Source organism: Arcticibacter sp. MXS-1, assembly GCF_041902385.1.
Classification (GTDB): Bacteria; Bacteroidota; Bacteroidia; order Sphingobacteriales; family Sphingobacteriaceae; genus Arcticibacter.
In genome coordinates this window covers 644,936-668,801 of sequence record NZ_CP169244.1, presented here as the reverse complement: position 1 = coordinate 668,801, position 23,866 = coordinate 644,936, and the positions used below count along the sequence as shown (strand labels likewise).

Below are 23,866 nucleotides of genomic sequence, written 5' to 3'. Positions count from 1 at the left end.
ACGCATCGGTGCCTTGCTACTCAGCCATCTCCTGCACATCAGGCTCGTGTCAGTGCCTCTTCTGGCATTCCGTCCGCCGCTTTCTCATCGCCCATTGGACCACTGTAAAGCCACATTTTGTATGTAAAAGGTGGCTTTATCGTGGCTCCATTCTGGCTGGAACGAGGCTGCTGTCAAGTGTTGAAGTATCTTTTTTAGGACCATGATACGAGTATCAGGTACAGGACATGCAGACAAACGGCGGTGCAAGTCGCAGCAAGGTCCGTTCTGCTCCCGCCATCGCCGGGCGGGTATAAGCCGCAAATAGTTTGAAAGCGACTTTCCTTACAAAACTACTTGCCTTTCTTTCTTGTTTATAAGGAAGGAGGACCCATCCTATGTCTCACTCTGATATATTGATCATCGGCGCCGGGATAGCCGGACTAGCGGCAGGCCGAAAGTTTACGAAAGCTTTTAAAAATGTTGTGATCCTTGAAGCGGCCGAACGCCCTGGCGGAAGGATTGCAGACCTGGAGGATGCCAGCTTTCCAGGCCCTGTCATGTTGGGGGCTGAATTTATTCATGGAAAACTGCCGCTCACGCTGGCGCTCCTCAAGGAAGCAGGAGTTGGATACCGGGCAATAGAGGGACGAAGTGTGAAAATGACTGGAGGCAAAATAGATCAGACCGGGGATGAGGATATCGACTGGCCTGCCGTGATGGATCGTCTCGGAGCCCTGGAGGAAGACATGAGCTTACGTGAATTCCTTTCCCTGTACTTCGGAGATGACAAATACCAGAATTTAAGGGACGCGGTGGAAAACTTTGCGAAAGGCTTTGACGCAGCCGACCCTTCTGCGGCCAGTGCGATGGCGCTCTTCAGAGAATGGGAGATGGAAGAAGATGAGCAGTACCGCGTAGATGGAGGATATGGACGAGTGGTTTCTTTCCTGGAAGGAGAGTGTCTTCTCTACGGCTGCGAGATTCATTACAACTCGGTAGTGAAGGAAGTGAACTGGCGGCCCGGCTTTGCAGAGGTGTTGACCGCGGATGGCAGGCGTTTCGGGGCAGAAAAAGTAATTGTGACCGTGCCAGCAGGGGTGCTGCAATTAAAGGAGGACGCTCCTGCTTCTATTCTGTTCTACCCTCCGCTGCCTTCCAGATTCGACGCGGTGCAGGATATGGGAGTTGGTCCTGTTATTAAAATTATTCTGCGCTTCGGAGATGCATTCTGGGAAGCGAAGACAGGAACAAATGCCGGCTTTATCTTTTCTAAGGGAGTATTCCCTACCTGGTGGACGCAGAGCCCTTCGCAGGTGCCTGTTCTGACGGGCTGGATGGCAGGGCCAGCTGTAGGAGAGTACAGCGGTGCGCCAGATGAGACCATTTTGGAACTAGCGGTGACTTCGCTGGCCTCCATTCTTGGAATGCCTTCCACCGAAATACGGTCCCACCTGCTGGCCTGGAAGGTAGGAAACTGGGCGGCAAATCCCTTCAGTAACGGAGCCTATACTTATCCTACCGTTGCTGTGCCGCGGCCGTCTGAAATACTCGCTTCACCTGTAGAAGGCACACTTTTCTTCGCGGGGGAAGCGGCGTACGAGGGCAGATACGGGGGAACAGTTGAAGCCGCCCTTGCCAGTGCCGGGCATCTGCTGGATGAAAGTCTCAAATACGAAACATCCGACAGCAATTGAGCCTGAGCCTGCTTTGATTAAGCTAGATATTATAATTTTATATAAGTTTACCGCATGCGATACTTGCGGTTGATTTTACTGCCTTTTTCCTGGATCTATGCCGTTGTGGTCTTTCTGCGTAATCTGGCCTATGACTTTGGTCTGTTTAAATCAAAACAGTTCGATCTGCCCGTGATCAGCGTCGGAAATCTGGCAGTTGGAGGAGCCGGTAAAAGTCCAATGACAGAATACCTTGTCAATCTGCTGAAGGATAAGAGGCGAATAGCCGTTTTAAGCAGGGGATATGGGAGGAAAACCCGCGGATTCAGGCTTGTTTCGGCTGACGACGTCGCAGCTCTTTGCGGAGACGAACCCCTGCAGTTCAAAAGGAAATTCAAAGATGTAACAGTTGCTGTCTGCGAGAAGAGGGTGCACGGAATTGAGGAGCTCTGCAGGGACCACGAACTGGTGGTGCTTGATGATGCCTATCAGCACCGCGCCGTGCGACCGGGATTAAACATCCTTTTGTTCGATTATACCAGAATGAAGGAGCCGATGCTGGTACTGCCCGCGGGTAATCTGCGTGAGCCCTATAGGGGACGAAAGAGAGCAGACCTTATTGTTGTTACCAAAACGCCGCCGGTTTTGCTGCCCGAGGAAAGAGAGCAGCTCAGAAGACGGATCGGTCCCCGCAGTAACCAGCGACTTTTCTTTTCTTACCTCCGTTATGGGAACCTGATAGCGCTGGGCGACAAGGAGGAGCTTCCTTTGATCAGCATAAAGAGCAATCGCACCCTGGTCTTCCTTCTCACCGGAATTGCTAATCCGCGGCCTTTGCTTGAAGAACTCAGGAAGTTTACCCCTCATGTGAAACACTATGAATATCCCGATCATCACCCCTTCAGCCGGAAAAATATTAGTAAACTTGCAGAGGATTTTTCAAAAGCCGGAGCGCCTGACAAACTGATTGTCACAACAGAAAAGGACGCTCAACGGCTGTTGAACCCCGATATTGCAGAACTTTTAACTGATCTTCCGGTTTATTATCTTCCCATCCGTGCGGAGATACATGAGCCGGATAAGCAGAACTTTGATCATTTAATTGAAAACTATGTTTCAGAACATTTACAGCACAGCAGAATACATTAAAAAGCGCATTGGCGACTTTCAGCCTGAGGTAGGAATCATTCTTGGAACCGGGCTGGGAGGACTTGTAAATGACATCGAAGTACAGCACAAGTTACTATATGCAAATATTCCTGATTTTCCGGTCTCAACGGTCGAGTTTCACTCAGGGCGACTGATATTCGGCATCCTGCAGGGGAAGAAGGTGGTGGCGATGCAGGGCAGGCTTCACTTTTACGAGGGGTATGACATGAAGCAGATCACCTTTCCGGTAAGGGTGATGAAAGTGCTGGGAATTAAGCATCTGTTTGTATCGAATGCCAGCGGGTCGTTGAACGAGGAAATCAAAAAGGGAGACCTGATGATCATTGAAGATCACATTAACCTGCAGCCCGATAATCCGCTCAGAGGTCGAAACTATGACGATTTCGGACCCCGCTTTCCCGACATGAATTACCCCTACAACGTGGAACTGGTTAAAAAGGGAATGGAAATAGCGGCAGCACATAACATCAGGTGCCATAAGGGCGTTTACGTATCTGTAGCCGGGCCTAACCTCGAAACTAAAGCAGAGTACCGTTATCTGCGTATTATTGGGGGAGATGCCGTAGGAATGAGCACGGTTCCGGAGGTAATTGTTGCCAACCATATGGGCCTGCCCGTATTTGCTGTATCGGTGATCACAGACGAAGGGTTTTCAGAAAACCCGGAGCCTGTTTCGGTAGAAGACATTGTGCGGGTTGCAGAGGAGGCAGAACCGAAAATGACGCTGATCCTGAAAGAGCTCCTGGCCTCTTTATAAGTTACGATTCGGTATGAAATATTTTTTTCTGTACTCATCGCTCTTCTCTTTTTTGCAGCCGGCTCTGCTTATGCGCAAGAGCCTGCAACACGGCCGGCCGAACCTGTAGAGGGGAGCGAGCTAGATTCTTTGCGGAAGCTGGAGGAGAGAAGCCGGGATACAATCATCTTTAACTCGAAGTATATCCGTTACACCAATCGCGGTATTCTTAGTGAGAACACGCAGACCGTTCCGATTGATACCTCACTTACCAGGCTTCAGAACTACAACATTCTGGTGCAGCCTGAGAGGCCGACGGTTAACCTCGGAAACCTGGGATTGCCATACAGGGAGATGCTGTTTAACCCTTCAAAAAGAATAGGTTTCGATCCTGGTTTTCACTCCATGGATATCTACCTCCTTACGCAGGATTCGCTTCGCTATTACCGTGCACGGACACCGTTTACCTCACTTTATTATGTTAACGGCACCAGGGCTGAGCAGATCCTCAGGGTTACCCATACCCAGAATATTAAGCCGAACTGGAACGTGGGAGCTAATTATTTCAGGATTGGTGCGCGTGGTATTTATCAGAATCAGAACGGCGATCACCTTAACGCTTCCGCCTTTAGCTGGTATGAGTCGCCTAAAAAGAGATATAATGTTTTGGTCAATGGGCTTTTTAACACGCTTAAAGCAGAAGAGAATGGTTCGGTGCTGAACGATACCATTTTTACGAGGCCCAGCAGACTCGGTGCCGCCGAGGAGACCGTCAGGCTGGGAACCCGAAATGATCCGGTAAGGCAGCTCTGGAGGCAGAAAAACTTTTTCATTAAGCAGTTCTACTATATTGGCCGGATTGACAGTGTTTCGCGCGACTCGGCCTCCCGTGTGCTGCCTACACAGCGCTTATCTCACTCGCTGAGCTACTCGTCAGACCTCTACCGCTTCTACAAGAACGATCCTGACACTTATAAGGTCTTTCCTGATATCTTGAATGACCGCAACCTGGTGATCGATTCAACCACTGTTAAGAGGCTGAGCAATGAGTTCATGTACAGCTTTTATCTCCGCGGTCGCTCGGTATCCTTCATCAAGAATGAGCTGAAGCTCGATGTGGGATTGCAGCACGACCTTTACCGGTATAATCAGATGGGGTATAAGCTGAACTTTCAAAATATCACCCTTAAAGGAAACCTCGGTTACAGGTTCAGCGATCGTGTATCGCTCAATGGTACGGTTCAACAGATCTTTCAGGGGCGCAATGCCGGTGATTTCCTCTATGATGCGAAAGCTCAGTTCCTCTTAAGCCGCTCCGTTGGCAGAATAATACTGGGAGCGTATTCCCAAAATCAATCGCCCGAGCAGTTGTATAACTATTTGAACTATACCTATCATAACTGGTCGAACAGCTTTGATAAGACGAAGATCAATAACGTGTCTTTTGCTTATGTGAATCCGAAGTTCGGCTTTAGTGCAAAGGCAGAGTATTTTCTCATGACGAACTATCTCTATCTGGCTGAGACCTCTTTTCCCAATGTGATCGAGCCCCGACAGGAGGGTGGAGATATCAGCATGCTGAAGGTGACGGTGGGGAAGAAGTTCAGGATGGGCAACTTTAACCTTGATGCCTTCGCTGTGTATCAGAAGAGTGACTATCAGGACCTGCTCCGGGTGCCTGAATTTTACACCTACAATAGCTTTTACTACGGTAACCGGTTGTTCAAGAAGACCCTGGCTGTAAATCTTGGATTCGATGCACGCATGAATTCTACGTTTACTGCGCCCTCTTATGCAGTCAATGTCAGCCAGTTTTATAATGGTTATCCGGTTAAATTTTCCTCGTATCCGATTGTAGACCTGTGGGCCCGGTTCGGATTGAGACGGGCTAATGTCTTTATCCGCTACGACTATGTTAACCAGGGCTTGTTCTCCAAAGGCTATTACACCGTTAACCGCTACCCCATGCCGAGCGCTTTACTGAAATATGGTGTTATCTGGAACTTTTATGACTAGCTGTTCCCTTTTAATGGCTTGATATGGGGCGCTGCTAATGCTGGCGCTTCTGTTTCAGCTCTTTTTTGGTTTTGCTTTCTTGCTTTTGCGATAAAGCTCCAGTAAAGCTGTTGTCGTTTCCTAAATATTGTCTTGTTTGTTGCGTTGTTTGTATTTAATGCGGTGTTTTTTTGATGTAAAAATGCGTAAGTTGGTGTTTGATTGAAAATTCTATATTTGTACTGCTTACACATCGATATGAACACTCTTCGACTTCCTGTCTTAGACCTTTTTTGCCATTTAAATGAAAAGACAGTTTAAACGGCTCGAAAACTGGAAGGTCCTAGCTTTAGGCAGCAGGGATAGCTTTACACTAGAATCGCGCGTTTTTCACCAAATCTGTATTGTCGCAATCGCATGCTTGTTGTTTTCCGTGCCTTTTGATCTGATCCTTGGTCTGGATCTGATGGCGCTGGTCATGTTGCTCATTGCGGCATCGGTGTGTGGTGCGTATTACTGTTCGAGAGTGAGAGGCTGGTCTACGGCAGCGGTTGTGCTCTTTAATGTTTGCTGCCATACGCTGCTGCTGGTCAACTTCTTTTTTAATTCAGGAATTGACGGCCCCACTCTTCTTATTTACGTGCTTTTTGCTGTAATGTCCTCCTCCATCGTCAGGCCCAGGCGAAGAGGCTTTTGGATCGCCTTAAACATGGCTGTGGTTAGCAGCTTAATCGGCTATCAGTATTTCCAGGGGGATATGGTATTGAACACTTATTCTTCTGCTGCCGATCGCTTTCTCGATCTTTTTGTTACCTATCTTATTGTGGTAACGATGATCGTGATCATTATCGGTCAGATTATGAAAAGCTACGCTGAGCAGCGGAATCAGGAGGCTCTGCACCGCCGGGAGGCCGAGACCGCACGGCTGGAGGCAGAGAAAGCCAACGTGGCCAAAAGCACCTTCCTGGCAACCATGAGCCATGAGATCAGGACCCCATTAAACGGCATCACCGGAATGGTAAGCCTGCTGAAGGAAACTCAGCTGGATAAAGAGCAGGAGGAGTTGTTGGGTCATATATCGCTGAGCAGCGACATCCTTATGTCCCTTATTAACGATATCCTCGACTTTTCGAAGATAGAAGCAGGCAATATGGATATTGAGGAAGCCGACTTTAGTCTTCATCGCTGCGTGGAGGAGGTGATGGAGGTGTTTCACTATAAGGCACGGGAGCAGGGCCTCCAGCTAAGTTATCATATTGATCCTAAAGTCCCCTTCTGGCTGAAGGGCGACAGTATGCGAATCAAGCAGGTCCTGATTAATCTGGTAAGCAACGCGGTGAAGTTCACTCCCCGCGGAAAGGTCTCCGTGCACGTATCTTGAAAAATGCCGGACCCGAGCATGCGGTACTTCTGTTTCAGGTGATGGATACAGGCATCGGAATTTCTAAGGAGAAGATTCCTTTTCTTTTCAACTCCTTTACGCAGGGCGACTCATCTACAACCCGCAAGTATGGCGGTACGGGACTTGGACTGGCGATAAGTGAGCGGCTCGTAAACCTGATGGGCGGGCATATTGAGGTTGAAAGTGAGCCTGAAAGGGGAGCTTCTTTTCGTTTTAGCATTTTCTGCCGCTTGTCGGCCAGAACGGAGCGGCCCGGTCTTAAAGAACCGGAGAACGGCGAAGGCCGGGAGAATTACATAGGCCCGCGCGAGGAACACTACGGGGAGGATTCAGCTGCCGAGCCTGAAGATCGTTTGACCATCCTGCTGGCGGAAGACAATGCAGTCAATCAAAAGCTCGTTCAGCTGATGCTGACGCGCCTTGACTTAAACGCTGATATTGCCTGGAACGGGGTGGAGGCTGTTAAACTTTATAAAGCGAAGCGGCACGATCTGGTTCTGATGGATATTTTAATGCCCGAGATGGATGGCCTGGAGGCGACCTGGCAGATCAGGGCAAGCTATGACGGTGAGTCAAGGCCCTTTATTGTTGTTTTAACCGCAGATGCTACGCAGAGAGACAAGGAGAATTGTCTGCAGGCTGGTATGGATGAGTATCTTGCAAAGCCTTTCAAAAGAGAAGACTTCGTGGCTATAATCCGGTCGGCCGCGCTTGTGGCGGGAAAAGCAGAACAGGATACTCAGACCACTTAGGTTTTCTGTTTCTTCTTCTTCGCCGCCGGGAATAACACATTGTTAAGAATAAGTCTGTAGCCGGTAGAGTTAGGGTGGATGCTCAGATCAGTAGGAGGGTCTCCCACTGCGTGCTGATAATCTTCCGGATCATGTCCCCCGTAAAAGGTCCATTGTCCCTTGCCGAATTCACCATGTATATACCGTGCTTCATCTGCTATTTTGGTTTCACCCATAATCAGGACGTCGGGCTTCAAAAGACTTTTCCTGAAGGCAGTGGTCTGGCCCATGAATCCTTTGATCACATTATCATGGTTCTGCGTGAGAATGGTAGGAATAACATCCCACTTCGCTGAAAAGTCGAAGAGCGTGAAGAAGTCCTCTGTTTCGGTTAAATTACGGGTTGGAGTGACGTCGATATTTGAAAACTCGTAATTATAGGGATTCATGTCGATCTTGAAATTCTGAAAAGCAAAGGTTTTATTAAAGTCGAGCCTCGCCTGCGCATTCGGGTCGGTACCATCCCCATCGAACATGCTCTCGCAGATATCGGTTCCTTCGGCAGCCAGTGCAATATCAAAACTGTCCGTCCCTGAACACATCGCAAAAAGGAAGCCGCCACCGGCACAGAAATCGCTGATAGATTTGGCAACAGCAAGTTTCATCTGAGAGACTTTCTTATATCCGAGCTTTTTGGCAGTAGACTCCTGCAGCTTTACGTCTTCTATGTACCAGGAAGCAGTGCGGAAAGCTGACCAAAAACCTCCGTATTGTCCCGTGAAATCTTCGTGATGAAGGTGAAGCCAGTCGTAACCCGCTAGTTTTCCTTTAAGTACCTCTTCATCGTACAGGATGTCGTAGGGTATTTCTGCATAGGTGAGAACCAGAGTCACTGCGTCATCCCAGGGGAGCTTGTTCTTAGGGCTGTAGACTGCGATCTTTGGCGCCTTTTCAAGTTTCACAATCTCCATATTAACCTGTGGGTCCTGAATCTCTGTGAGGGTACGGTCGACCTCTGCGTCAGGCTTCACCTGGTAGGAGATTCCCCGGATCTTGCATTCGCTTTCAATGGTCTGGGAATAGGAGAAGAGGAAGCTTCCCCCGCGGTAGTTAAGGAGCCAGTTCGCTTCGGTGCCGTTTTTCAAGGCCCAATAGGTTAGCCCATAGGCTTTCAGATGATTTTTTTGCTCTTCATCCATTGGAACCAGGAGAGAAGCTGATTTGGCAGGAAGCATCAAAAATAGCAGAAGTGTGAGCAAAAGCGATCGTGGCATGTTGTTATAACGGTATATGTATGTTCAAAAGTACGCCATTGGAAACGCTATAAGTATACAGTAAAAAGATTTGGAAATGAAACGGGAAGGTGCCCTGCAGATTGCCAGCACTTCATTGGCAAGCTCTAAATAATTATTAACTTTGCCGGTTCAAAACAAAGATCATGAGTAAAGCGATTCTAAGAACAGAAAAAGGAGACATGACCATCGAGTTCTACGATAAAGATGCTCCTAATACCGTGGCTAACTTTCTGAAACTTGCAAAGGAAGGTTTTTATGATGGAGTTACTTTTCATCGTGTGATCCCTGACTTCGTTATACAGGGTGGTGATCCAACCGGAACAGGAGCAGGCGGCTCAGGTACACGCATTAAATGCGAACTGACCGGCGATAATCAGTATCATGACAGGGGCGTCCTTTCTATGGCCCATGCCGGACGCGATACGGGAAGTTCTCAGTTCTTCATCTGCCACAGCCGCAAAAACACTGCTCATCTTGACCGCAACCATACTTGCTTTGGTAAAGTTGTTGAGAATGTTGATGTGGTTGACGACATCCGTCAGGGCGATAAGATCCTGGGAATAGACATAATTGAGGAATAATAGAGGTTGGGATCGGGGCCGTTCATTCTGGCCCTGTGTTGATTCAAAATAAAGCAATGAATTTAAGAGGAATTGTATCTGTATCGGGAAAGCCCGGTTTGTTTAGAGTAATTGGACAGAATAAAACAGGGTTTGTTCTGGAAAGCCTTGATGCTCAGAAATTGAAACTTGTTGCCAATCTTTCTACTGCCAAGCTTGCCTCGCTGGAAGATATCACAGTTTTTGGTGAGGATGACGATCTGAAGCTGGTAGATATTTTTGCAAGAATGAAGGAGAGTGCCTCTGTGCCTGAAGCTAAAGCTGATGGAAAGACTCTGCGCGAGTTCTTTCGTGAAGTTGCTCCCGGCCATGACGAGGAAAAGGTGTATGCATCAGATATGAAAAAGATCATTACCTGGTTCAATATCATAAAAGAACTCCCATTGTTTAACGAGGAAGCGCCGGCCGCTGCAGAGCCAGAAGCTGCGCAGGACTAAGACTGTGGCGTTAATCTGCTGATTTTTGATCAGGAATAAGAAACGTACGGGCTGCTTTGACTAAGCTTGTGATTGAGGCCCGCGAGCGCTTTTCTTTGTAATTTATTCATAACTCTGCTCTGCCGGGGTGCTGGGCCAGGGTCAGAAAACAACTGCCGACTGCTAATTACAGTCGGCAGTTGTCATTTTCAACGGATTGTAGCCTCAGAACAAATAGACGATGCCCATTCCTATCAGAAGGCCGATCACGATGAAAATCCAGAAATATTTTTGTTCGGCACCGGTATTGGCTCCTTTGTACCGATAGTTTCGTGTTTTAAACAACATATTTGTCTAACGCTTTTTTATTCGTGATGGTATGGCTCGCCCTTCAAAATAGTGAAGGCGCGGTAGATCTGTTCAGCGAAAAAGAGCCTGACCATCTGATGCGAAAACGTCATCTTGCTGAGTGATATCTTACCCGACGCCTGCCGGTAAATGGAAGTATCAAAACCGTAGGGGCCACCCACCACAAAGACAAGGTTTTGGACGCTGCCAATCATCTTTTTGTTAAGGAAAGCTGCAAACTGGGAGGAGGTGTATGACTCTCCTTTCTCGTCCAGGAGGATGAGGTGGTCGGCAGGCGATATGTATTTCCTGATCAGCTCGCCCTCCTTTGCCCTTTGCTGATCCTCTGTCAGACTTTTGGTGTTTTTAAGTTCAGGAACTTCAATGATCGAAAAGCTGATGTAGTGCTTCAGTCGCTTTGTGTACTTTTCTATGCCTTCTTTGAGGTATTTATCTTCCGTTTTTCCGATGACAAGAAGTGTGATCTTCATTCTGTTGTTATGTGCTGCTCCCTTAATGATGACGAAGCCTGCGCTTGCCCGCTCTTGCAGCTGCTTTTGCAAAAATAGAGCATTACATTTCTTAATTTAGGGAAATCGCAATTTAATCGATCAGAGCACTGCCCGCGCTGACAACATATGGAGGGTAACGGACGTTATAAGACAAATGAGGGCGATAAAGACTATCTGTATCTTCTTGTGTCTTTTGAGTGTCGCAATAACTTCCTGTGGTCAGGAAAGAAAGACAAAGAATGCTGAAACGGTAAAAACTAAAAAAACTATGAACTATAACAAGCTCACTCCCGAAGAAGAACGCGTCATTATCAACAAAGGAACCGAATATCCGGGGACCGGCGAGTATTTAAACAACAAGGAAAAGGGCACCTACATTTGTAGGAGATGTAATGCGCCCTTATACCGCTCGGAGGATAAGTTTGAGTCGCATTGTGGATGGCCGAGTTTTGACGACGAGATTAAGGGGGCGGTGACACGTGTGCCTGATGCGGATGGACGAAGAACTGAAATTGTATGCTCCAACTGTGGTGCGCACCTGGGCCATGTTTTCCTGGGCGAAGGTTTTACTGCGAAAGATACACGGCACTGTGTTAACTCCATTTCTATGAAATTTATTCCTGCCGGAAAGTAGGGGCCTTGTAAAACCTTTGACGAATTAGCCAGCTTCTCGCTTCCAGTCCTATCTTTGTGCATGAACATTGAAGACCGTATTGCAAAATCAGAGATCAGGATGTTTAAGCCTGTATTTGCAACGAACACCAATCACTACGATACTCTTCACGGAGGGGTGGCTATGCATATGATGGACGAAGCCGCCTTTATTGCGGCTACGCGGTTTACGCGCCTTCCGGTTGTGACCGTTTCGTCTGATCGCATCAATTTCACGAAGCCGATTCCATCGGGCACTATCGTTGAACTCGTGGCGAAGGTTACAGAAGTGGGCCGCACCAGCTTAAAAGTTGGCATTGATATCTATGTTGAGCAGATGTACGAGGAAAGCCGCGAACTTGCTATACATGGTGTTTTAACATTTGTGGCATTGGGTGAAGACAAGAAGCCTGTATCTATTCTCGAGCATCTTGAGAAGAGTGTGGGATAGCAGAGATGCCGGCTCGAAAAAAATAGTAACTTCGTCGCACTATTATTATTCTTTATGAAATTGCTTGAAGGAAAAACTGCACTTATTACAGGTGCGTCTAAAGGAATAGGCCGTAAAATCGCAGAAAAGTTCGCCGAACATGGCGCCAATGTTGCCTTTACTTATCTTTCGTCGGTAGAAAAGGGACAGGCTCTTGAACAGGAGTTACAGGCCGCGGGCACCAAGGTGAAAGGTTATCGGTCGGATGCTTCAAAATTTGAAGAAGCTGACAAGCTGATTAGTGATGTAGTCGCTGATTTTGGTACGATTGATATTGTAGTCAACAATGCGGGGATCACGAAAGACGGCTTGCTGATGCGCATGACCGAGCAGCAATGGGACGAGGTGCTGGAAGTGAACCTTAAGTCGATCTTTAATGTAACAAAAGCGGCTTCCAAAATCATGATGAAGAACAGAAAAGGCGTTTTCATCAATATGAGTTCGGTAGTAGGTGTTCAGGGAAATGCCGGTCAGGCTAACTATGCTGCTTCAAAGGCCGGGATTATCGGCTTTTCTAAGTCCATGGCAAAGGAGCTTGGTTCGCGTAATATCCGTACCAATGTAGTCGCTCCAGGCTTTATCAAGACTGAGATGACTGAGGTGCTCGACCCTAAAGTGGTTGAAGGATGGGAACAGAATATCCCAATGAAACGCGCGGGGGAGACAGATGACGTAGCAAACGTTTGTGTATTCCTTGCTTCTGACCTGAGCGCTTATGTGACAGGGCAGGTTATAGCGGTGGATGGCGGAATGCTGTAAGCGCCCGCTGATCCCGTATCTTGGTCCGGCTATGCTGGTAAAACTGATATGAATGCTTCAGTTTAGCACGATTTCTTTCCTATGGATGCTTTTCAGTGTGGCACTGGGGATTGGATACGCTTTACTGTTATATAAGAACAACAACTTCTTTTCTGCAAGGACAAGGAAGTTGTTGTTCTCGTTTAGGGCCCTTGTTGTGGCAGTAATATGTTTCCTGCTGTTTGCTCCGTTTATTCGCATCACCAGAAAAATAGTTGAGAAGCCCATCATAGTCCTCGCTCAGGACAACTCTGCGTCACTGAGTATTTCAAACCCTCCCGGTTTCAACAAAAATACTTACCTCCGTAACTTTGATGCACTTGAAAAGAGACTGTCGGCTGAATATGAAGTAAAAACTTTCAGTCTGGGCTCTGCCGTAAGGGCCGGAAGGCGAAGCTCCTTTGATGAAAAGACAACCGACATCGGCAGTTTTTTTAAACATCTGTCCCTTGAGTTTGGCGGCAGGAATGTGGGTGCTGTGGTTCTTGCTACCGACGGTCTTTACAATTCTGGCGGTAATCCGGAGGCGATGGCAGAACGCCTAAAGTCGCCGGTATTCCCCGTTGCACTTGGCGATACGGCCAGGAAGAAGGATGTTCTGGTAGCCAATATTAACTATAACAGCATTGTTTATTCAGGAAACGACTTTAATATTGAGGTTGATGTAGAAGCGTACATCAGCAAGGGTGTCAAGACTGCGCTGACAATAAGAAGCAAGGATCGCGTAGTTTATCAGCAAGCGATCAGTATTACAGGTAATGAATTTCATTCTACTGTTCCGGTTACTCTTCATGCCGGAGCTAAAGGGCTTTACCGCTATTCTGTCGACTTGCGTCCTGCGCCAGGGGAGATAGCTGTAGGTAATAATAGGGCTGAGTTTTTTGTGGAAGTTCTGGATGGAAAACGGCGGGTATTTATTCTGGCTGCCGCCCCTCATCCTGATATTGCAGCATTTAAGCAGAGTATCGAGGCGGGTGGCAATTATGAGGTTACCTCCGGTCTGGCCGATCGCTTTAACGAGGGGGATCTGTTGCGCTCAGACCTCGTTATCTTACATCAGGTGCCTGCTTCGGGAGTTCCTTTAAGTAAGTTTCAAAAATACATATGGGGCAAACCCTTGTTTTTTGTGGCTGGTGCACAAAGTGACATTGCAGCATTTAACAGGAGTCAGTCACTCCTTGAAATTAAGCCATCTGGCGGGCAAGATGAAGTAACGGCGCGGCTGAATAGCCAGTTTTATTTGTTTACGCTGGAAGCTGGGCTTCAGGATAAGATACCTCAAATGGGGCAGCTATTGGTACCGGCGGGAAATTATGCACCGGGAAGCGGCGCGTCAGTGCTCCTTTACCAGCAGCAGGGCAGGAAAGAGGGTAGCGAGCCTCTGGCTGTATTTGGCTCTGAAAAGAGTAGGAGACTTGGCGTTTTGGCGGGAGAAGGTGTTTGGCGCTGGCGCCTCGCAGAGTTTGCTGCAAGTGAAAGCCATAGCAGCATAGACCGGCTGATCAATGGGATGGTACAGTATCTTGCGGATCAGGCTGACAAAAGAAACTTCAAAGTTTACCCCAGCCGGGCAGCGTTCGACGAGAATGAGCGGGTGGTGTTCAATGCAGAGCTGTATAATGACGCTACTGAGCTTATTAATGAGCCCGAAGTGAGGATGGAGGTGCGAGACGCTAAGGGAAGGTCCTATCCTTTCGTTTTTTCCAGGACTACCCGTGCTTACGTTCTGGACGCGGGAACGCTTCCTTACGGCGATTATTCCTTTATTGCCAGGACGAACGTAGGAGAAAGGCGCCTTTCCGCTCAGGGGAAGTTTTTGGTGACAAGAGAACAGGCAGAATACAGGCAGCTGACTGCTAACCATCAGCTGCTGCGATTAATTGCCCGTGAAAGCGGGGGCACCGTAGTGTACCCTTCTGAGCTCGAAACCCTGTATGAGCTCATTAAGAAGAATGAACTGGTTAAGTCTGTCAGCTATGAGGACAGAAGTTTTGCACAGTTGATCGATCTGAAGGTGCTTTTTGTACTGATTGTGGGACTGCTGTCTGCAGAATGGTTTTTAAGAAAACGCAGCGGGGATGTCTAACCTTAAGGTTTTTCTTTTTTAAAGAGGTAAAAAGATGCGTTTTCGTGTTTGTTTTTCCATGCTCCTTCAATTACCCCTTCTGCAGTTTCTCTTCCCTGAAAGTTTGCTACGTACTGCTTTCTGCTATTATAGCTTTTGATATTCCAGCTCTGGGAGCTCATCTCATAGGTTGCTGTAACGCTATAGTTCTTTCCGCTTGCCGCCTCGTAATATGACCCTTTAAATGTTTTTGTTTTTATTTCAGTTAGTACAGTATTCTCATTTGCCTGGCCCTCCACTGGCTCCAGCGAGAGCTTAATATAAGATCGCCCTTTGATTTCACCAATGTAATTCAGCGTGTTTGAGGTGGGCGTACTGTTAATCTGATCGTTTACGGCAATTGAAGAAGGGGGACGGGTGGGGTTATTCTGTGGCTCTCCCTGCGACTTCGCAGAAAACGAAGCCATCAGCAAAATAGCCGTGTACAAAACGGCGCCTGTTTTTTTAACAGAGAAGCTCACCTACTAATCCTTAAGAATCTAAATTAAAAAGAAAGTTTAAATAAAGATTTACCCTCTTCTTTGTTCTTTTCGGGGACAATTACATATACCTCTTCGTTTTCTTTCCGCATGAGGTATCTTTCGCGCGCAAACTTCTCGAGCTTTTCCCGGTTCGTGGTCAGCTCTTTGAGGTCTTTCCATACCCTTTCGGTCTCGTGGGTATAAAAGTCCTTTTCTTCCTGAAGTTTGTTCCGCTGACTGCAGTATTCGTATTGAGACATCAGGTCATTCCTGTCAAAAAATGCCATCCACACTACAAAAACTGCTGTAGCAAGAAAGTATTTGTTGCGAAATAAACTTACGGCTCTTTTCATGTAAGACAAATATAAAAACATCCCGCAGAATATTTCTACGGGATGTTTTAAAAGTTGAAATATAAGCGCTAAGGTATTGCCTCAGGCTTCTATTTTATTTTAAGAACTTCAAATCTTTACCGATGAAACGGGCAGAAGCTCCGAGTTCTTCCTCAATACGGATCAACTGATTATATTTTGCGATCCTGTCAGAACGTGAAGCAGAACCAGTTTTAATCTGACCAGTGTTTAATGCTACTGCAAGGTCAGCGATGGTAGTGTCTTCAGTTTCACCTGAACGGTGACTCATTACTGAGGTGTAACCATTGTTTTGTGCAAGAGAAACCGCATTGATAGTCTCAGTTAAAGAACCAATCTGGTTTACTTTAACAAGGATAGAGTTTGCAACGCCAGAGTTGATACCTCTTTCAAGGAACTTCACGTTAGTAACGAACAGGTCATCACCTACAAGCTGAACTTTCTTGCCAAGAGCGTCAGTTAATTTCTTCCAGCTATCCCAGTCAGTCTCAGCACATCCATCTTCAATTGACAGGATTGGATATTTGTTCACCCACTCAGTCCAGTATGCAACCATTTCGTCACCTGTAAGGATACGATCAGGGTTAGATTTGTAGAATTTGTAGGTTTTGGTCTTTTCATCGTACATTTCTGAACTTGCAGCATCCATAGCGATGAAGATTTGCTCTCCTGGCTTGTATCCTGCAGTTTCGATAGCCTGAAGCACAGTTTCGATGGCTTCTTCGTTGCTCTGGATTTCAGGGGCAAAACCACCTTCGTCACCTACGTTTGTTGAATAACCTTTTTTCTTCAAAACGGTCTTCAGGTGGTGGAATACTTCAGTACCCATTCTGAGTGCTTCAGAAAATGTGTCAGCACCAACAGGCATGATCATGAATTCCTGATAGTCGATCTTGTTATCAGCGTGAACTCCACCATTCATGATATTCATCATCGGAATAGGAAGAGTATTGGCATTAACACCACCGATATAACGGTAAAGAGGCTGACGGCTTTCGAGTGCAGCTGCTTTTGCTACAGCAAGAGAAACGCCCAGGATCGCGTTAGCACCGATAGAACCTTTGTTGTGTGTTCCGTCGATATCGTTCATCAGTTTATCGATCGTATTCTGATCGAAAACATCGATTCCCTGAAGTTCTTTAGCTAATTTTTCGTTGACATTGTTTACTGCGTTCAAAACGCCTTTACCCATGTACTTGCTCTTGTCGTTGTCGCGAAGCTCAACTGCTTCGAACTGACCAGTAGAAGCTCCTGATGGAACAGCAGCGCGGCCAAGTGTACCGTTTTCTGTAATTACGTCTACTTCTACAGTAGGATTGCCTCTTGAGTCAAGGATCTGCCGGGCATGTACGTCTAAAATTAAGCTCATTGTTTCTTATATTAAATTTTACCTAATTGGCTTTTATCGTTTAGAAAGCCTCTTTTTTGTTTAAAGGCTTCGTTTGTCATTCAGTAACAGGCTCGCCAAAAGTACTGTTTTTACGGATTTCAAAAATAATTTATGTTACAATAATTTGTGATTTGTCTCACAGGAAGAACGCAATAGCTGTCAGCCCTCAGCTATCGGCTCTCAGCTTTTGCTTCGCACCTTTGTCTCCTGAATTGCTGCGTTTCTGAAACGCCCCGGTGAGACTTCGCGGACCAGGGATTATGAGTTCTGTCAGGCTGAGAGCTGATTGCCGAAAGCAGATTGCTAACAAAAAAGCCGTTTGCTGAAAGCAAACGGCTTTTTTGTTACATCATATCAACGAACTGATCGAAGAGGTAGCGCGAGTCGTGCGGACCAGGAGATGATTCCGGATGGTACTGTACGGAGAACGCTTTTTTGTCTTTTACCCGTATGCCTTCGATGGAGTTGTCATTCAGATTAAGGTGAGTGATTTCAACTTTGTCTGATTTGTGAATGTCATCCGCAACCACTCCGAAGCCGTGGTTTTGGGAGGTAACTTCACAATGATCGAGAATGATATTTTTAACCGGATGGTTCAGTCCCCGGTGTCCGTTAAACATCTTTTCGGTGCGGATGCCGTTAGCAAGCGCAAGGAGCTGATGTCCCAGACAAATTCCGAAAAGAGGCTTGTCGGCTTCCAGAACCTTTTTCACTGTTTCAATAGCATATGGCATCGCAGAGGGATCGCCGGGACCGTTCGAGATGAAGTATCCGTCGGGTGCCCATTTTTCCATTTCTTCGAAGCTCGTCTTGGCCGGAAATACCTTGGCATAGACATCGCGGTGGTCGAAATTGCGAAGAATGTTCTTTTTAACGCCAAGGTCTAGGACAGCGATGCGGTGCTTGCCGTTTTCGTTGCCATAGAAATAGGGCTCCTGCGTGCTCACCTGCGAAGAAAGCTCCAGGCCTGCCATTGACGGCACTTGGGCAAGAGCCCCTTTCAGTTCATTAATGTCGAGAATCTCGGAGGAGATAATAGCATTCATTGCACCCTTGTCGCGGATGTGACGAACCAGAGACCTTGTGTCGACGTCTGAAATTCCTACCACATTTTGTTCCTGAAAGTAGTCCTGTATAGACTTCTCAGAAAGCTTTCTGCTGTAAGCAATATTAAAGTTCTTGCAGACCAGACCTGCAATTTTAATGTCAGCAGATTCAACCTCGTCACTGTTTACCCCGTAATTTCCAATGTGAGCGTTGGTGGTGACCATAATCTGACCGAAATAGGAGGGATCAGTAAATACTTCCTGATAGCCGGTCATTCCGGTATTAAAACAAATTTCCCCGGTGGTAGTTCCGATTTTACCGGCCGCTTTTCCGTGAAATACAGTTCCGTCTTCTAGCAGCAGTACAGCAGGCAATTTGATATAGTTGATCATCTTAATTTATGTGGTATGAATTCTTAATATTCTGTTTCTGGATGGTGTCGTTCAGCCATTCGCCGGCGAACAGTTCTACTCCGGGTCCGTAAGCTGTAAGTATTTTACTGCCTTCTGCATTGAGGAGGTAATTGTCAGAAAATAAATGAAAAAGCTTGAGTTTACCGGTAGAATTATCCGATGCCGAGTACAACAGGCTGAAGCAGTTGTCTTCAATTTTCACGGGAGACAAAGGTAGGTAAATATCCGTAATTTATAAAAAGGATTTCAATTTACTTTCTACATTTGCCCGTGTAAAATAAACAGGATATGTCAGTTAATACCCAGATCAAACGTATTACCACCAATACGCTCCAGGAGATGAAGCAGCGGGGAGAGAAAATATCAATGCTTACCGCTTATGATTATTCAATAGCAAAAATTGTAGATGAAGCGGGCATTGATGCGATTCTGGTTGGTGACTCGGCCTCAAATGTAATGGCGGGCCACGAAACTACCCTCCCCATTACGCTTGATCAGATGATCTATCATGCGGCATCTGTCGTGAGAGCAGCTACTCGCAGTTTAATTGTGGTAGACTTGCCCTTCGGTTCTTATCAGGGCAACTCAAAGGAAGCCCTTAATTCGGCCATCCGAATTATGAAAGAATCAGGAGCCCATGCCGTTAAGCTGGAAGGTGGCGAGGAAATACTTGAATCGGTGGCACGCATCATCACTGCCGGAATTCCTATTATGGGACATCTTGGTCTTACTCCGCAGTCGATCTATAAGTTCGGAACATATACAGTACGTGCCAGAGAAGAGGCAGAGGCCGCCAAGTTAAAGAAGGATGCTAAATTGCTTGAAGAAGCGGGCTGCTTTGCTGTTGTTCTGGAGAAAATACCGGCAGCTTTAGCTGCTGAAGTGACTGCAAGTCTGAGGATTCCGACTATTGGCATTGGAGCAGGCGGGGCTTGCGACGGACAGGTGCTGGTTGTTCATGACATGCTGGGACTGAACAAGGGCTTCAAACCCCGGTTCCTGCGTCAGTATCTCGATCTTTACGGAGAAATAAATGGTGCCGTGAAGTCGTATATAAACGATGTAAAAGCAAGCGATTTTCCTGGCGAGAAGGAACAATATTAAAGGGTTGTCATTCGGATCAAAAAGTAAAACTAATTGAAGCTATTTCTTCAAGGAACACGTATAAAGCGGTAGGCGGCAAAAAAGCCGGGAGCCTGCATCGCACAAGGAAATAAAATGGGGAAAACTGCTTTTAATAACGCTTCTTATGACATCACCGACAGAGATGTCCTGTATGAGGATAATCATCTGATTGCTATCAATAAAAAAGGAGGAGAGATTGTTCAGGTCGATGAGACGGGAGATGAACCGCTCGACGAAAAAGTGAAACGGTATCTGTCCATCAAGTATAACAAGCCTAACGGCGCCTTTCTGGGCGTGGTACACCGACTGGACCGGCCTGTGAGTGGTGTTATCTTATTTGCCAAGACCAGTAAGGCGCTTGACCGGGTGAACCAGATGTTTAAAAGCAGGCAGATGAAAAAAACCTACTGGGCGGTGGTAAGGAACCGCCCGGTTCCGGAGAGCGGTAATCTGGTGCATTGGCTGGTTAAGAACCCTCAGAAGAATGTTACCACCGCATATAACCATGAAATTTCGAACGGTCTTCGCTCGGAGCTGAACTACCAGCTGATTGGGCAGTTAGAGGGCTACTATCTCATTGAAGTAGATCCTATCACCGGCCGTCCGCATCAGATCAGGGTACAGCTATCCACCCTAAATTGCCCGATTGTTGGTGATAATAAATATGGGTATCCCCGGGGAAGTCTGAAAAAGACCATTTGCCTTCACGCCAAGAGACTTCGTTTTGTACATCCTGTAAAGAAGGAAGAGGTTGTAATTGAAGCACCTCTGCCGCGCGATGGCTTCTGGGAGAAGTTTGAGGGAATGTAGCGACCTGGCCTTGAGGCCTTCTTAAAAAATGATAAATTGCGGGATGATGTTCCCTGCTTTTGTCAGATACTTCTTCCGCTGGTATATAAGGCGCATTATATCCCGTGATTTCAGGTCGCTAAAGTTTAGTGAATTTTCACTAGAGCAGGGACAGTCCGTCTTATTGCTTGCCAATCATTTTTCATGGTGGGATGGTTTCTTCATGTATGAGCTGAACAGAAGGCTCTTTAAGAAAGCATTTCATGTGATGGTAAGCGACGAAAATTACAGGACGGTCTGGTTTCTGAAATACCTGGGGGCATTTCCGGTTAAGAAAGGACCGAAAAGCCTTGTTGAATCGCTTGAGTATGCGGGTCGTCTGCTTGATGATCCCCGCAACCTGGTTCTGGTCTTTCCGCAGGGAAAGCTTTACTCTTCTCACGTTGATCAGGTGGTGTTTGAAAAAGGGCTTATTAATCTGATCAACTCTTCCCAAAAAAAGTTCCAATACGTTTTCTGCGCTTCTTTCGTTGATTATTTTGAAAACCGTAAGCCAACGGTTAATTGTTATCTTAGAAACTGGGAGGGCGCAGAGTTCACCAGTTTGCAATTAATTAAAAGCGCTTACAATAAACATTATGAAACGTCGCGGCAACTGCAGAACCGCACCACTGTTTAGTCATGCTGATATACTATGTAGTCTTCTTTTTTCTGATCCTCCGTTTTGCCGTTACCCTTTTTAACTTTATCTCCAATCCGAAACTTACTGCTACTGCCCGCACTTATACAGAGCTTGTTTCTGTGCTTATTCCTGCACGTAACGAGCAGGGAGATATCCTTAACCTGCTGGAGTCGATAAGCGCACAGGATTATCAGAATCTGGAGGTCATCGTACTTGACGACTCATCAACCGATGCTACATACGAACAATGCAAACGTTTTTCCCAAAGAGATAGCCGCTTCCGGGTGGTGAGTGGAAAAGAGCTGCCAGAAGGATGGCTGGGAAAGAATTATGCCTGCCACCAGCTGGCGGGCCTGGCGAAGGGTAAGTATTTTCTTTTTCTGGACGCCGATACCACCGTATCACCCGGTCTCATTAACAATGGAGTACACCGCCTGCGATTGGGCAGGTTGCATCTGTTAAGTCTTTTTGCCAATCAGCGCATGCTTACCATGGGCGAGCGAATGGTGGTCCCCCTTATGCATTTCCTCCTTCTGAACCTGTTGCCGATGCGGCTTGTCAAACTTTCCAAAAATACTGCCTTTGCTGCTGCCAGTGGTCAGTGTATGTTTTTTGACGGAGTTGCGTACCGGAAGGAGCAATGGCACAGCAGGGTAAGGGACAAAGTGGTAGAGGATATTGAGATTATGAAACAGGTTAAAGGCTCTGGATACAAAGGAGAGGCGCTGCTGGCAAACGGATATGTTTATTGCAGAATGTACAGGGGCTTCGGTGAGGCTGTATCGGGCTTTAGCAAGAATCTTCTCGCAGGATTTAATAATAACGTGGCCGGATTGGTCTGCTATCTTCTCCTGGTGATGCTGGGGCCTCTGTTCATTGCGCTGTACCTTGACCTGCAACTGCTGCTCTTTATGGTGACACTGGTCGTGCTGACCCGTCTGATGATCTCTCTCCTCAGCGGACAGAATCCGTTCTGGAACATTATCCTGCATCCTTTTCAGATGCTGTCCCTCCTTATACTGTCGATAGTTTCGGTAAGGAAACACCTTACGAATACCGTCACCTGGAAAGGGCGACGTGTGGATAGCTAGCTTTGCTTTATGATTGATTTAAAACAGATAGACCGGGTCAGGGTCGCTTCCTTTTTGGTTCTGCTATTCTACAGTGTCGGGCTCGCTGGTTTCTTGTTGGTGCAAACTCAGGTTCTGTTCGAGAAGCTGGTGCCCTTTCATCTCTTGCTGATGCTTTTGCTCATGGTGTGGAGCCATCCGCGGCGGGAAAGGCGCTTTTACCTTTCGCTGCTGGTCATTTACCTCGCAGGCTTCGCTGTTGAAGCAATAGGGGTGAACAGCGGCGTTGTTTTTGGACGGTATTCTTATGATACCACCCTGGGCCCGAAGGTAGCCGGCACTCCTCTGATGATCGGGGTAAACTGGATACTGGTTATTTATTCGACGAGCATAACCATCTGCTCTGTGGGGATTAGGAATAGTTATATAGGAGCAGTGACGGGAGGGGTATTGGTTACTCTGCTCGACTTTTTTATTGAGCCTGTGGCAATACGCTTTCATTACTGGCACTGGGATAGTCCCACGGTCCCGTTGCAAAACTACATAGCCTGGTTCTTTGTGGCGTTTGTGCTGCTGCTCTTTTTCCTTCGGATGCCGGTGGAGAAACACAACAAGGCTGGAGTGGCCCTTTTTGTTGTTCAGTTTCTGTTCTTTGTGATCTTATGGGCAAGTATTTAATATCCTGCAGGCTAACATAATTTCCTTAATTTTGTATTTAATTATATATGAGCTACAATCTGCAGGTAACGATCGACTCTAATTCCGGATTCTGTTTTGGAGTAGTATACGCCATCGATATGGCGGAAGAAATTCTGAGAGAGGACGGTTATTTGTACTGTCTTGGTGATATTGTGCATAATGACGAAGAGGTGGAACGACTGAGGGAGGCCGGCCTTCGCATTATCAACCATGAGCAGCTGAAAGACTTGCGGGGAGAGAAAGTTTTAATACGAGCTCACGGTGAAGCTCCCGAAACGTATAAGGTAGCGCTTCAGAATGACATCACGCTGATCGATGCCTCCTGTCCGGTTGTTTTAAAGCTCCAGAACCGGATTAAAACATCGTACGAAGACAAAGAGCAGATCCTGATCTTCGGGAAGCACGGACACGCCGAGGTGATCGGGCTTCAGGGACAAACGAATAACGAAGCCCTGGTTTTTCAGGACATCGCCGAACTCGACGATGCTGAACTTCCGAAGAAATTTACGCTGTATAGTCAGACAACAAAAAGCACGGACCGCTTTTATCAGATCAAGGAAGAATTGCTAAGGAGAGGGTATGAGGTAACGGCCAACGATACCATCTGCCGCCAGGTCTCTAACCGCGATGAGGAACTGAGAAAGTTTGTGAAGAACTATGACAAGATCGTCTTCGTGTCTGGTAAAAAGTCGTCAAATGGTAAAGTGCTGTACGAGGTATGCAAGAAGTACAATGACAACACGTTCTTCATTTCTCATCCCGAAGAACTGCACCAGGATATGTTCAAGGAAGGCGATAAGATCGGTATTTGTGGTGCTACTTCCACTCCAATGTGGCTGATGGAAAAGGTGAAGGAAACTCTTTTAGCGTATTAG

At 46.9% G+C, this 23,866-nt stretch carries 27 protein-coding genes; 18 read left to right on the top strand and 9 right to left on the bottom strand.

Annotated elements, in window-relative coordinates:
• Window positions 1–377: 377 nt before the first annotated feature.
• The 4 genes from ACES2C_RS02815 to ACES2C_RS02800 all read left to right on the top strand — a co-directional run bounded on the left by ACES2C_RS02815 (window position 378) and on the right by ACES2C_RS02800 (window position 5,577).
• Window positions 378–1,676 (top strand): flavin monoamine oxidase family protein, encoded by a 1,299-nt coding sequence (locus ACES2C_RS02815; protein WP_374165504.1) that lies wholly within the window; start codon window positions 378–380, stop codon window positions 1,674–1,676.
• Window positions 1,677–1,730: 54 nt separating this feature from the next.
• Window positions 1,731–2,804 (top strand): tetraacyldisaccharide 4'-kinase, encoded by a 1,074-nt coding sequence (lpxK, locus tag ACES2C_RS02810; protein WP_374165503.1) that lies wholly within the window; start codon window positions 1,731–1,733, stop codon window positions 2,802–2,804.
• The gene (locus tag ACES2C_RS02805) at window positions 2,767–3,582 is read left to right on the top strand and encodes a purine-nucleoside phosphorylase (protein WP_374165502.1); all 816 of its coding nucleotides are present in this window, start codon (window positions 2,767–2,769) and stop codon (window positions 3,580–3,582) included. The genes lpxK and ACES2C_RS02805 overlap by 38 nt, the downstream gene beginning before the upstream one ends.
• A gap of 129 nt (window positions 3,583–3,711) precedes the next feature.
• Window positions 3,712–5,577 carry a putative porin gene (locus tag ACES2C_RS02800; protein ID WP_374165501.1) on the top strand — a complete coding sequence of 622 codons (1,866 nt, stop codon included), beginning with the start codon at window positions 3,712–3,714 and terminating at the stop codon, window positions 5,575–5,577.
• Here the strand turns inward: ACES2C_RS02800 and ACES2C_RS02795 are convergent.
• Window positions 5,574–5,810, bottom strand: a complete 237-nt coding sequence (locus tag ACES2C_RS02795) for a hypothetical protein (RefSeq protein WP_374165500.1) — start codon at window positions 5,808–5,810, stop codon at window positions 5,574–5,576. The two genes, ACES2C_RS02800 and ACES2C_RS02795, sit on opposite strands and share 4 nt — an antisense overlap.
• 50 nt (window positions 5,811–5,860) lie before the next feature.
• Between ACES2C_RS02795 and ACES2C_RS02790 the strand changes: the two genes are divergently transcribed.
• Both ACES2C_RS02790 and ACES2C_RS02785 read left to right on the top strand, forming a co-directional pair.
• On the top strand, window positions 5,861–6,937 hold the full coding sequence (locus ACES2C_RS02790; protein ID WP_374165499.1) for a histidine kinase dimerization/phospho-acceptor domain-containing protein: 1,077 nt from the start codon (window positions 5,861–5,863) through the stop codon (window positions 6,935–6,937).
• A complete protein-coding gene (locus ACES2C_RS02785) occupies window positions 6,934–7,710 on the top strand; it encodes a response regulator (RefSeq protein WP_374165498.1) in 777 nt (258 codons plus the stop codon). Before ACES2C_RS02790 ends, ACES2C_RS02785 begins: the two co-directional genes overlap by 4 nt.
• Here ACES2C_RS02785 and ACES2C_RS02780 read toward each other — a convergent pair.
• A complete protein-coding gene (locus ACES2C_RS02780) occupies window positions 7,707–8,963 on the bottom strand; it encodes an asparagine synthetase B (protein WP_374165497.1) in 1,257 nt (418 codons plus the stop codon). The two genes, ACES2C_RS02785 and ACES2C_RS02780, sit on opposite strands and share 4 nt — an antisense overlap.
• 164 nt (window positions 8,964–9,127) lie before the next feature.
• Here ACES2C_RS02780 and ACES2C_RS02775 point away from each other — a divergent pair, with 164 nt between their 5' ends.
• Together ACES2C_RS02775 and ACES2C_RS02770 are read left to right on the top strand one after the other, a co-directional pair.
• Window positions 9,128–9,565 (top strand): peptidylprolyl isomerase, encoded by a 438-nt coding sequence (locus ACES2C_RS02775; RefSeq protein ID WP_374165496.1) that lies wholly within the window; start codon window positions 9,128–9,130, stop codon window positions 9,563–9,565.
• 56 nt (window positions 9,566–9,621) lie between these two features.
• Window positions 9,622–10,041 carry a DUF5606 domain-containing protein gene (locus tag ACES2C_RS02770; RefSeq protein ID WP_374165495.1) on the top strand — a complete coding sequence of 140 codons (420 nt, stop codon included), beginning with the start codon at window positions 9,622–9,624 and terminating at the stop codon, window positions 10,039–10,041.
• A gap of 204 nt (window positions 10,042–10,245) precedes the next feature.
• On the opposite strand, the gene ACES2C_RS02765 is transcribed toward ACES2C_RS02770, so the two are convergent.
• Both ACES2C_RS02765 and rlmH read right to left on the bottom strand, forming a co-directional pair.
• On the bottom strand, window positions 10,246–10,368 hold the full coding sequence (locus tag ACES2C_RS02765) for a hypothetical protein (RefSeq protein WP_374165494.1): 123 nt from the start codon (window positions 10,366–10,368) through the stop codon (window positions 10,246–10,248).
• A gap of 17 nt (window positions 10,369–10,385) precedes the next feature.
• Complete coding sequence (gene rlmH, locus ACES2C_RS02760; RefSeq protein WP_374166896.1) at window positions 10,386–10,859, bottom strand: 23S rRNA (pseudouridine(1915)-N(3))-methyltransferase RlmH; 474 nt, start codon at window positions 10,857–10,859, stop codon at window positions 10,386–10,388.
• 175 nt (window positions 10,860–11,034) lie between these two features.
• Here rlmH and ACES2C_RS02755 point away from each other — a divergent pair, with 175 nt between their 5' ends.
• The 4 genes from ACES2C_RS02755 to ACES2C_RS02740 are packed head-to-tail and all read left to right on the top strand — an operon-like array spanning window position 11,035 to window position 14,905.
• Entirely contained in the window at window positions 11,035–11,514 is a 480-nt protein-coding gene (locus tag ACES2C_RS02755; RefSeq protein WP_374165493.1) for a methionine-R-sulfoxide reductase, read from the top strand.
• A gap of 60 nt (window positions 11,515–11,574) precedes the next feature.
• Window positions 11,575–11,982, top strand: coding sequence for an acyl-CoA thioesterase (locus ACES2C_RS02750; protein WP_374165492.1), 408 nt, complete (start codon window positions 11,575–11,577; stop codon window positions 11,980–11,982).
• Between the two features lie 54 nt (window positions 11,983–12,036).
• Window positions 12,037–12,780, top strand: a complete 744-nt coding sequence (gene fabG / locus ACES2C_RS02745; protein WP_374165491.1) for a 3-oxoacyl-[acyl-carrier-protein] reductase — start codon at window positions 12,037–12,039, stop codon at window positions 12,778–12,780.
• A gap of 52 nt (window positions 12,781–12,832) precedes the next feature.
• Window positions 12,833–14,905, top strand: coding sequence for a hypothetical protein (locus ACES2C_RS02740; protein ID WP_374165490.1), 2,073 nt, complete (start codon window positions 12,833–12,835; stop codon window positions 14,903–14,905).
• A gap of 2 nt (window positions 14,906–14,907) precedes the next feature.
• Here ACES2C_RS02740 and ACES2C_RS02735 read toward each other — a convergent pair whose 3' ends face one another.
• From ACES2C_RS02735 to ACES2C_RS02715, 5 genes are all read right to left on the bottom strand, one after another.
• A complete protein-coding gene (locus tag ACES2C_RS02735) occupies window positions 14,908–15,351 on the bottom strand; it encodes a hypothetical protein (protein WP_374165489.1) in 444 nt (147 codons plus the stop codon).
• Window positions 15,352–15,428: 77 nt separating this feature from the next.
• The gene (locus tag ACES2C_RS02730) at window positions 15,429–15,758 is read right to left on the bottom strand and encodes a septum formation initiator family protein (protein WP_374165488.1); all 330 of its coding nucleotides are present in this window, start codon (window positions 15,756–15,758) and stop codon (window positions 15,429–15,431) included.
• 94 nt (window positions 15,759–15,852) lie between these two features.
• Window positions 15,853–17,145, bottom strand: coding sequence for a phosphopyruvate hydratase (gene eno / locus ACES2C_RS02725; RefSeq protein WP_374165487.1), 1,293 nt, complete (start codon window positions 17,143–17,145; stop codon window positions 15,853–15,855).
• 365 nt (window positions 17,146–17,510) lie between these two features.
• Complete coding sequence (gene carA / locus ACES2C_RS02720; RefSeq protein WP_374165486.1) at window positions 17,511–18,605, bottom strand: glutamine-hydrolyzing carbamoyl-phosphate synthase small subunit; 1,095 nt, start codon at window positions 18,603–18,605, stop codon at window positions 17,511–17,513.
• Window position 18,606: 1 nt separating this feature from the next.
• Window positions 18,607–18,828, bottom strand: coding sequence for a hypothetical protein (locus ACES2C_RS02715; protein WP_374165485.1), 222 nt, complete (start codon window positions 18,826–18,828; stop codon window positions 18,607–18,609).
• Between the two features lie 86 nt (window positions 18,829–18,914).
• On the opposite strand from ACES2C_RS02715, the gene panB reads away from it, so the two are divergent.
• From panB to ACES2C_RS02685, 6 genes are all read left to right on the top strand, one after another.
• A complete protein-coding gene (panB, locus tag ACES2C_RS02710; protein ID WP_374165484.1) occupies window positions 18,915–19,730 on the top strand; it encodes a 3-methyl-2-oxobutanoate hydroxymethyltransferase in 816 nt (271 codons plus the stop codon).
• A 114-nt stretch (window positions 19,731–19,844) separates the two neighbouring features.
• Window positions 19,845–20,561: an RluA family pseudouridine synthase gene (locus tag ACES2C_RS02705; protein ID WP_374165483.1), complete on the top strand. Its 717-nt coding sequence runs from the start codon at window positions 19,845–19,847 to the stop codon at window positions 20,559–20,561.
• Window positions 20,562–20,589: 28 nt separating this feature from the next.
• The gene (locus tag ACES2C_RS02700; protein WP_374165482.1) at window positions 20,590–21,219 is read left to right on the top strand and encodes a lysophospholipid acyltransferase family protein; all 630 of its coding nucleotides are present in this window, start codon (window positions 20,590–20,592) and stop codon (window positions 21,217–21,219) included.
• 2 nt (window positions 21,220–21,221) lie between these two features.
• Complete coding sequence (locus tag ACES2C_RS02695; protein WP_374165481.1) at window positions 21,222–22,313, top strand: glycosyltransferase family 2 protein; 1,092 nt, start codon at window positions 21,222–21,224, stop codon at window positions 22,311–22,313.
• A 9-nt stretch (window positions 22,314–22,322) separates the two neighbouring features.
• The gene (locus ACES2C_RS02690) at window positions 22,323–22,970 is read left to right on the top strand and encodes a carotenoid biosynthesis protein (RefSeq protein WP_374165480.1); all 648 of its coding nucleotides are present in this window, start codon (window positions 22,323–22,325) and stop codon (window positions 22,968–22,970) included.
• A 47-nt stretch (window positions 22,971–23,017) separates the two neighbouring features.
• Window positions 23,018–23,866 carry a 4-hydroxy-3-methylbut-2-enyl diphosphate reductase gene (locus ACES2C_RS02685; RefSeq protein ID WP_374165479.1) on the top strand — a complete coding sequence of 283 codons (849 nt, stop codon included), beginning with the start codon at window positions 23,018–23,020 and terminating at the stop codon, window positions 23,864–23,866.

Bases quoted from the DNA above. Each gene is read 5' to 3' on its own strand.
- ACES2C_RS02815 (WP_374165504.1), top strand. From the start codon at position 378: ATGTCTCACTCTGATATATTGATCATCGGCGCCGGGATAGCCGGACTA.
- lpxK (WP_374165503.1), top strand. From the start codon at position 1,731: ATGCGATACTTGCGGTTGATTTTACTGCCTTTTTCCTGGATCTATGCC.
- ACES2C_RS02805 (WP_374165502.1), top strand. From the start codon at position 2,767: ATGTTTCAGAACATTTACAGCACAGCAGAATACATTAAAAAGCGCATT.
- ACES2C_RS02795 (WP_374165500.1), bottom strand. From the start codon at position 5,810: ATGTGTAAGCAGTACAAATATAGAATTTTCAATCAAACACCAACTTAC.
- ACES2C_RS02790 (WP_374165499.1), top strand. From the start codon at position 5,861: ATGAAAAGACAGTTTAAACGGCTCGAAAACTGGAAGGTCCTAGCTTTA.
- ACES2C_RS02780 (WP_374165497.1), bottom strand. From the start codon at position 8,963: ATGCCACGATCGCTTTTGCTCACACTTCTGCTATTTTTGATGCTTCCT.
- ACES2C_RS02775 (WP_374165496.1), top strand. From the start codon at position 9,128: ATGAGTAAAGCGATTCTAAGAACAGAAAAAGGAGACATGACCATCGAG.
- ACES2C_RS02770 (WP_374165495.1), top strand. From the start codon at position 9,622: ATGAATTTAAGAGGAATTGTATCTGTATCGGGAAAGCCCGGTTTGTTT.
- ACES2C_RS02765 (WP_374165494.1), bottom strand. From the start codon at position 10,368: ATGTTGTTTAAAACACGAAACTATCGGTACAAAGGAGCCAATACCGGT.
- rlmH (WP_374166896.1), bottom strand. From the start codon at position 10,859: ATGAAGATCACACTTCTTGTCATCGGAAAAACGGAAGATAAATACCTC.
- ACES2C_RS02755 (WP_374165493.1), top strand. From the start codon at position 11,035: ATGAGGGCGATAAAGACTATCTGTATCTTCTTGTGTCTTTTGAGTGTC.
- ACES2C_RS02750 (WP_374165492.1), top strand. From the start codon at position 11,575: ATGAACATTGAAGACCGTATTGCAAAATCAGAGATCAGGATGTTTAAG.
- fabG (WP_374165491.1), top strand. From the start codon at position 12,037: ATGAAATTGCTTGAAGGAAAAACTGCACTTATTACAGGTGCGTCTAAA.
- ACES2C_RS02740 (WP_374165490.1), top strand. From the start codon at position 12,833: ATGCTTCAGTTTAGCACGATTTCTTTCCTATGGATGCTTTTCAGTGTG.
- ACES2C_RS02735 (WP_374165489.1), bottom strand. From the start codon at position 15,351: ATGGCTTCGTTTTCTGCGAAGTCGCAGGGAGAGCCACAGAATAACCCC.
- ACES2C_RS02730 (WP_374165488.1), bottom strand. From the start codon at position 15,758: ATGAAAAGAGCCGTAAGTTTATTTCGCAACAAATACTTTCTTGCTACA.
- eno (WP_374165487.1), bottom strand. From the start codon at position 17,145: ATGAGCTTAATTTTAGACGTACATGCCCGGCAGATCCTTGACTCAAGA.
- carA (WP_374165486.1), bottom strand. From the start codon at position 18,605: ATGATCAACTATATCAAATTGCCTGCTGTACTGCTGCTAGAAGACGGA.
- panB (WP_374165484.1), top strand. From the start codon at position 18,915: ATGTCAGTTAATACCCAGATCAAACGTATTACCACCAATACGCTCCAG.
- ACES2C_RS02705 (WP_374165483.1), top strand. From the start codon at position 19,845: ATGGGGAAAACTGCTTTTAATAACGCTTCTTATGACATCACCGACAGA.
- ACES2C_RS02700 (WP_374165482.1), top strand. From the start codon at position 20,590: ATGATAAATTGCGGGATGATGTTCCCTGCTTTTGTCAGATACTTCTTC.
- ACES2C_RS02695 (WP_374165481.1), top strand. From the start codon at position 21,222: ATGCTGATATACTATGTAGTCTTCTTTTTTCTGATCCTCCGTTTTGCC.
- ACES2C_RS02690 (WP_374165480.1), top strand. From the start codon at position 22,323: ATGATTGATTTAAAACAGATAGACCGGGTCAGGGTCGCTTCCTTTTTG.
- ACES2C_RS02685 (WP_374165479.1), top strand. From the start codon at position 23,018: ATGAGCTACAATCTGCAGGTAACGATCGACTCTAATTCCGGATTCTGT.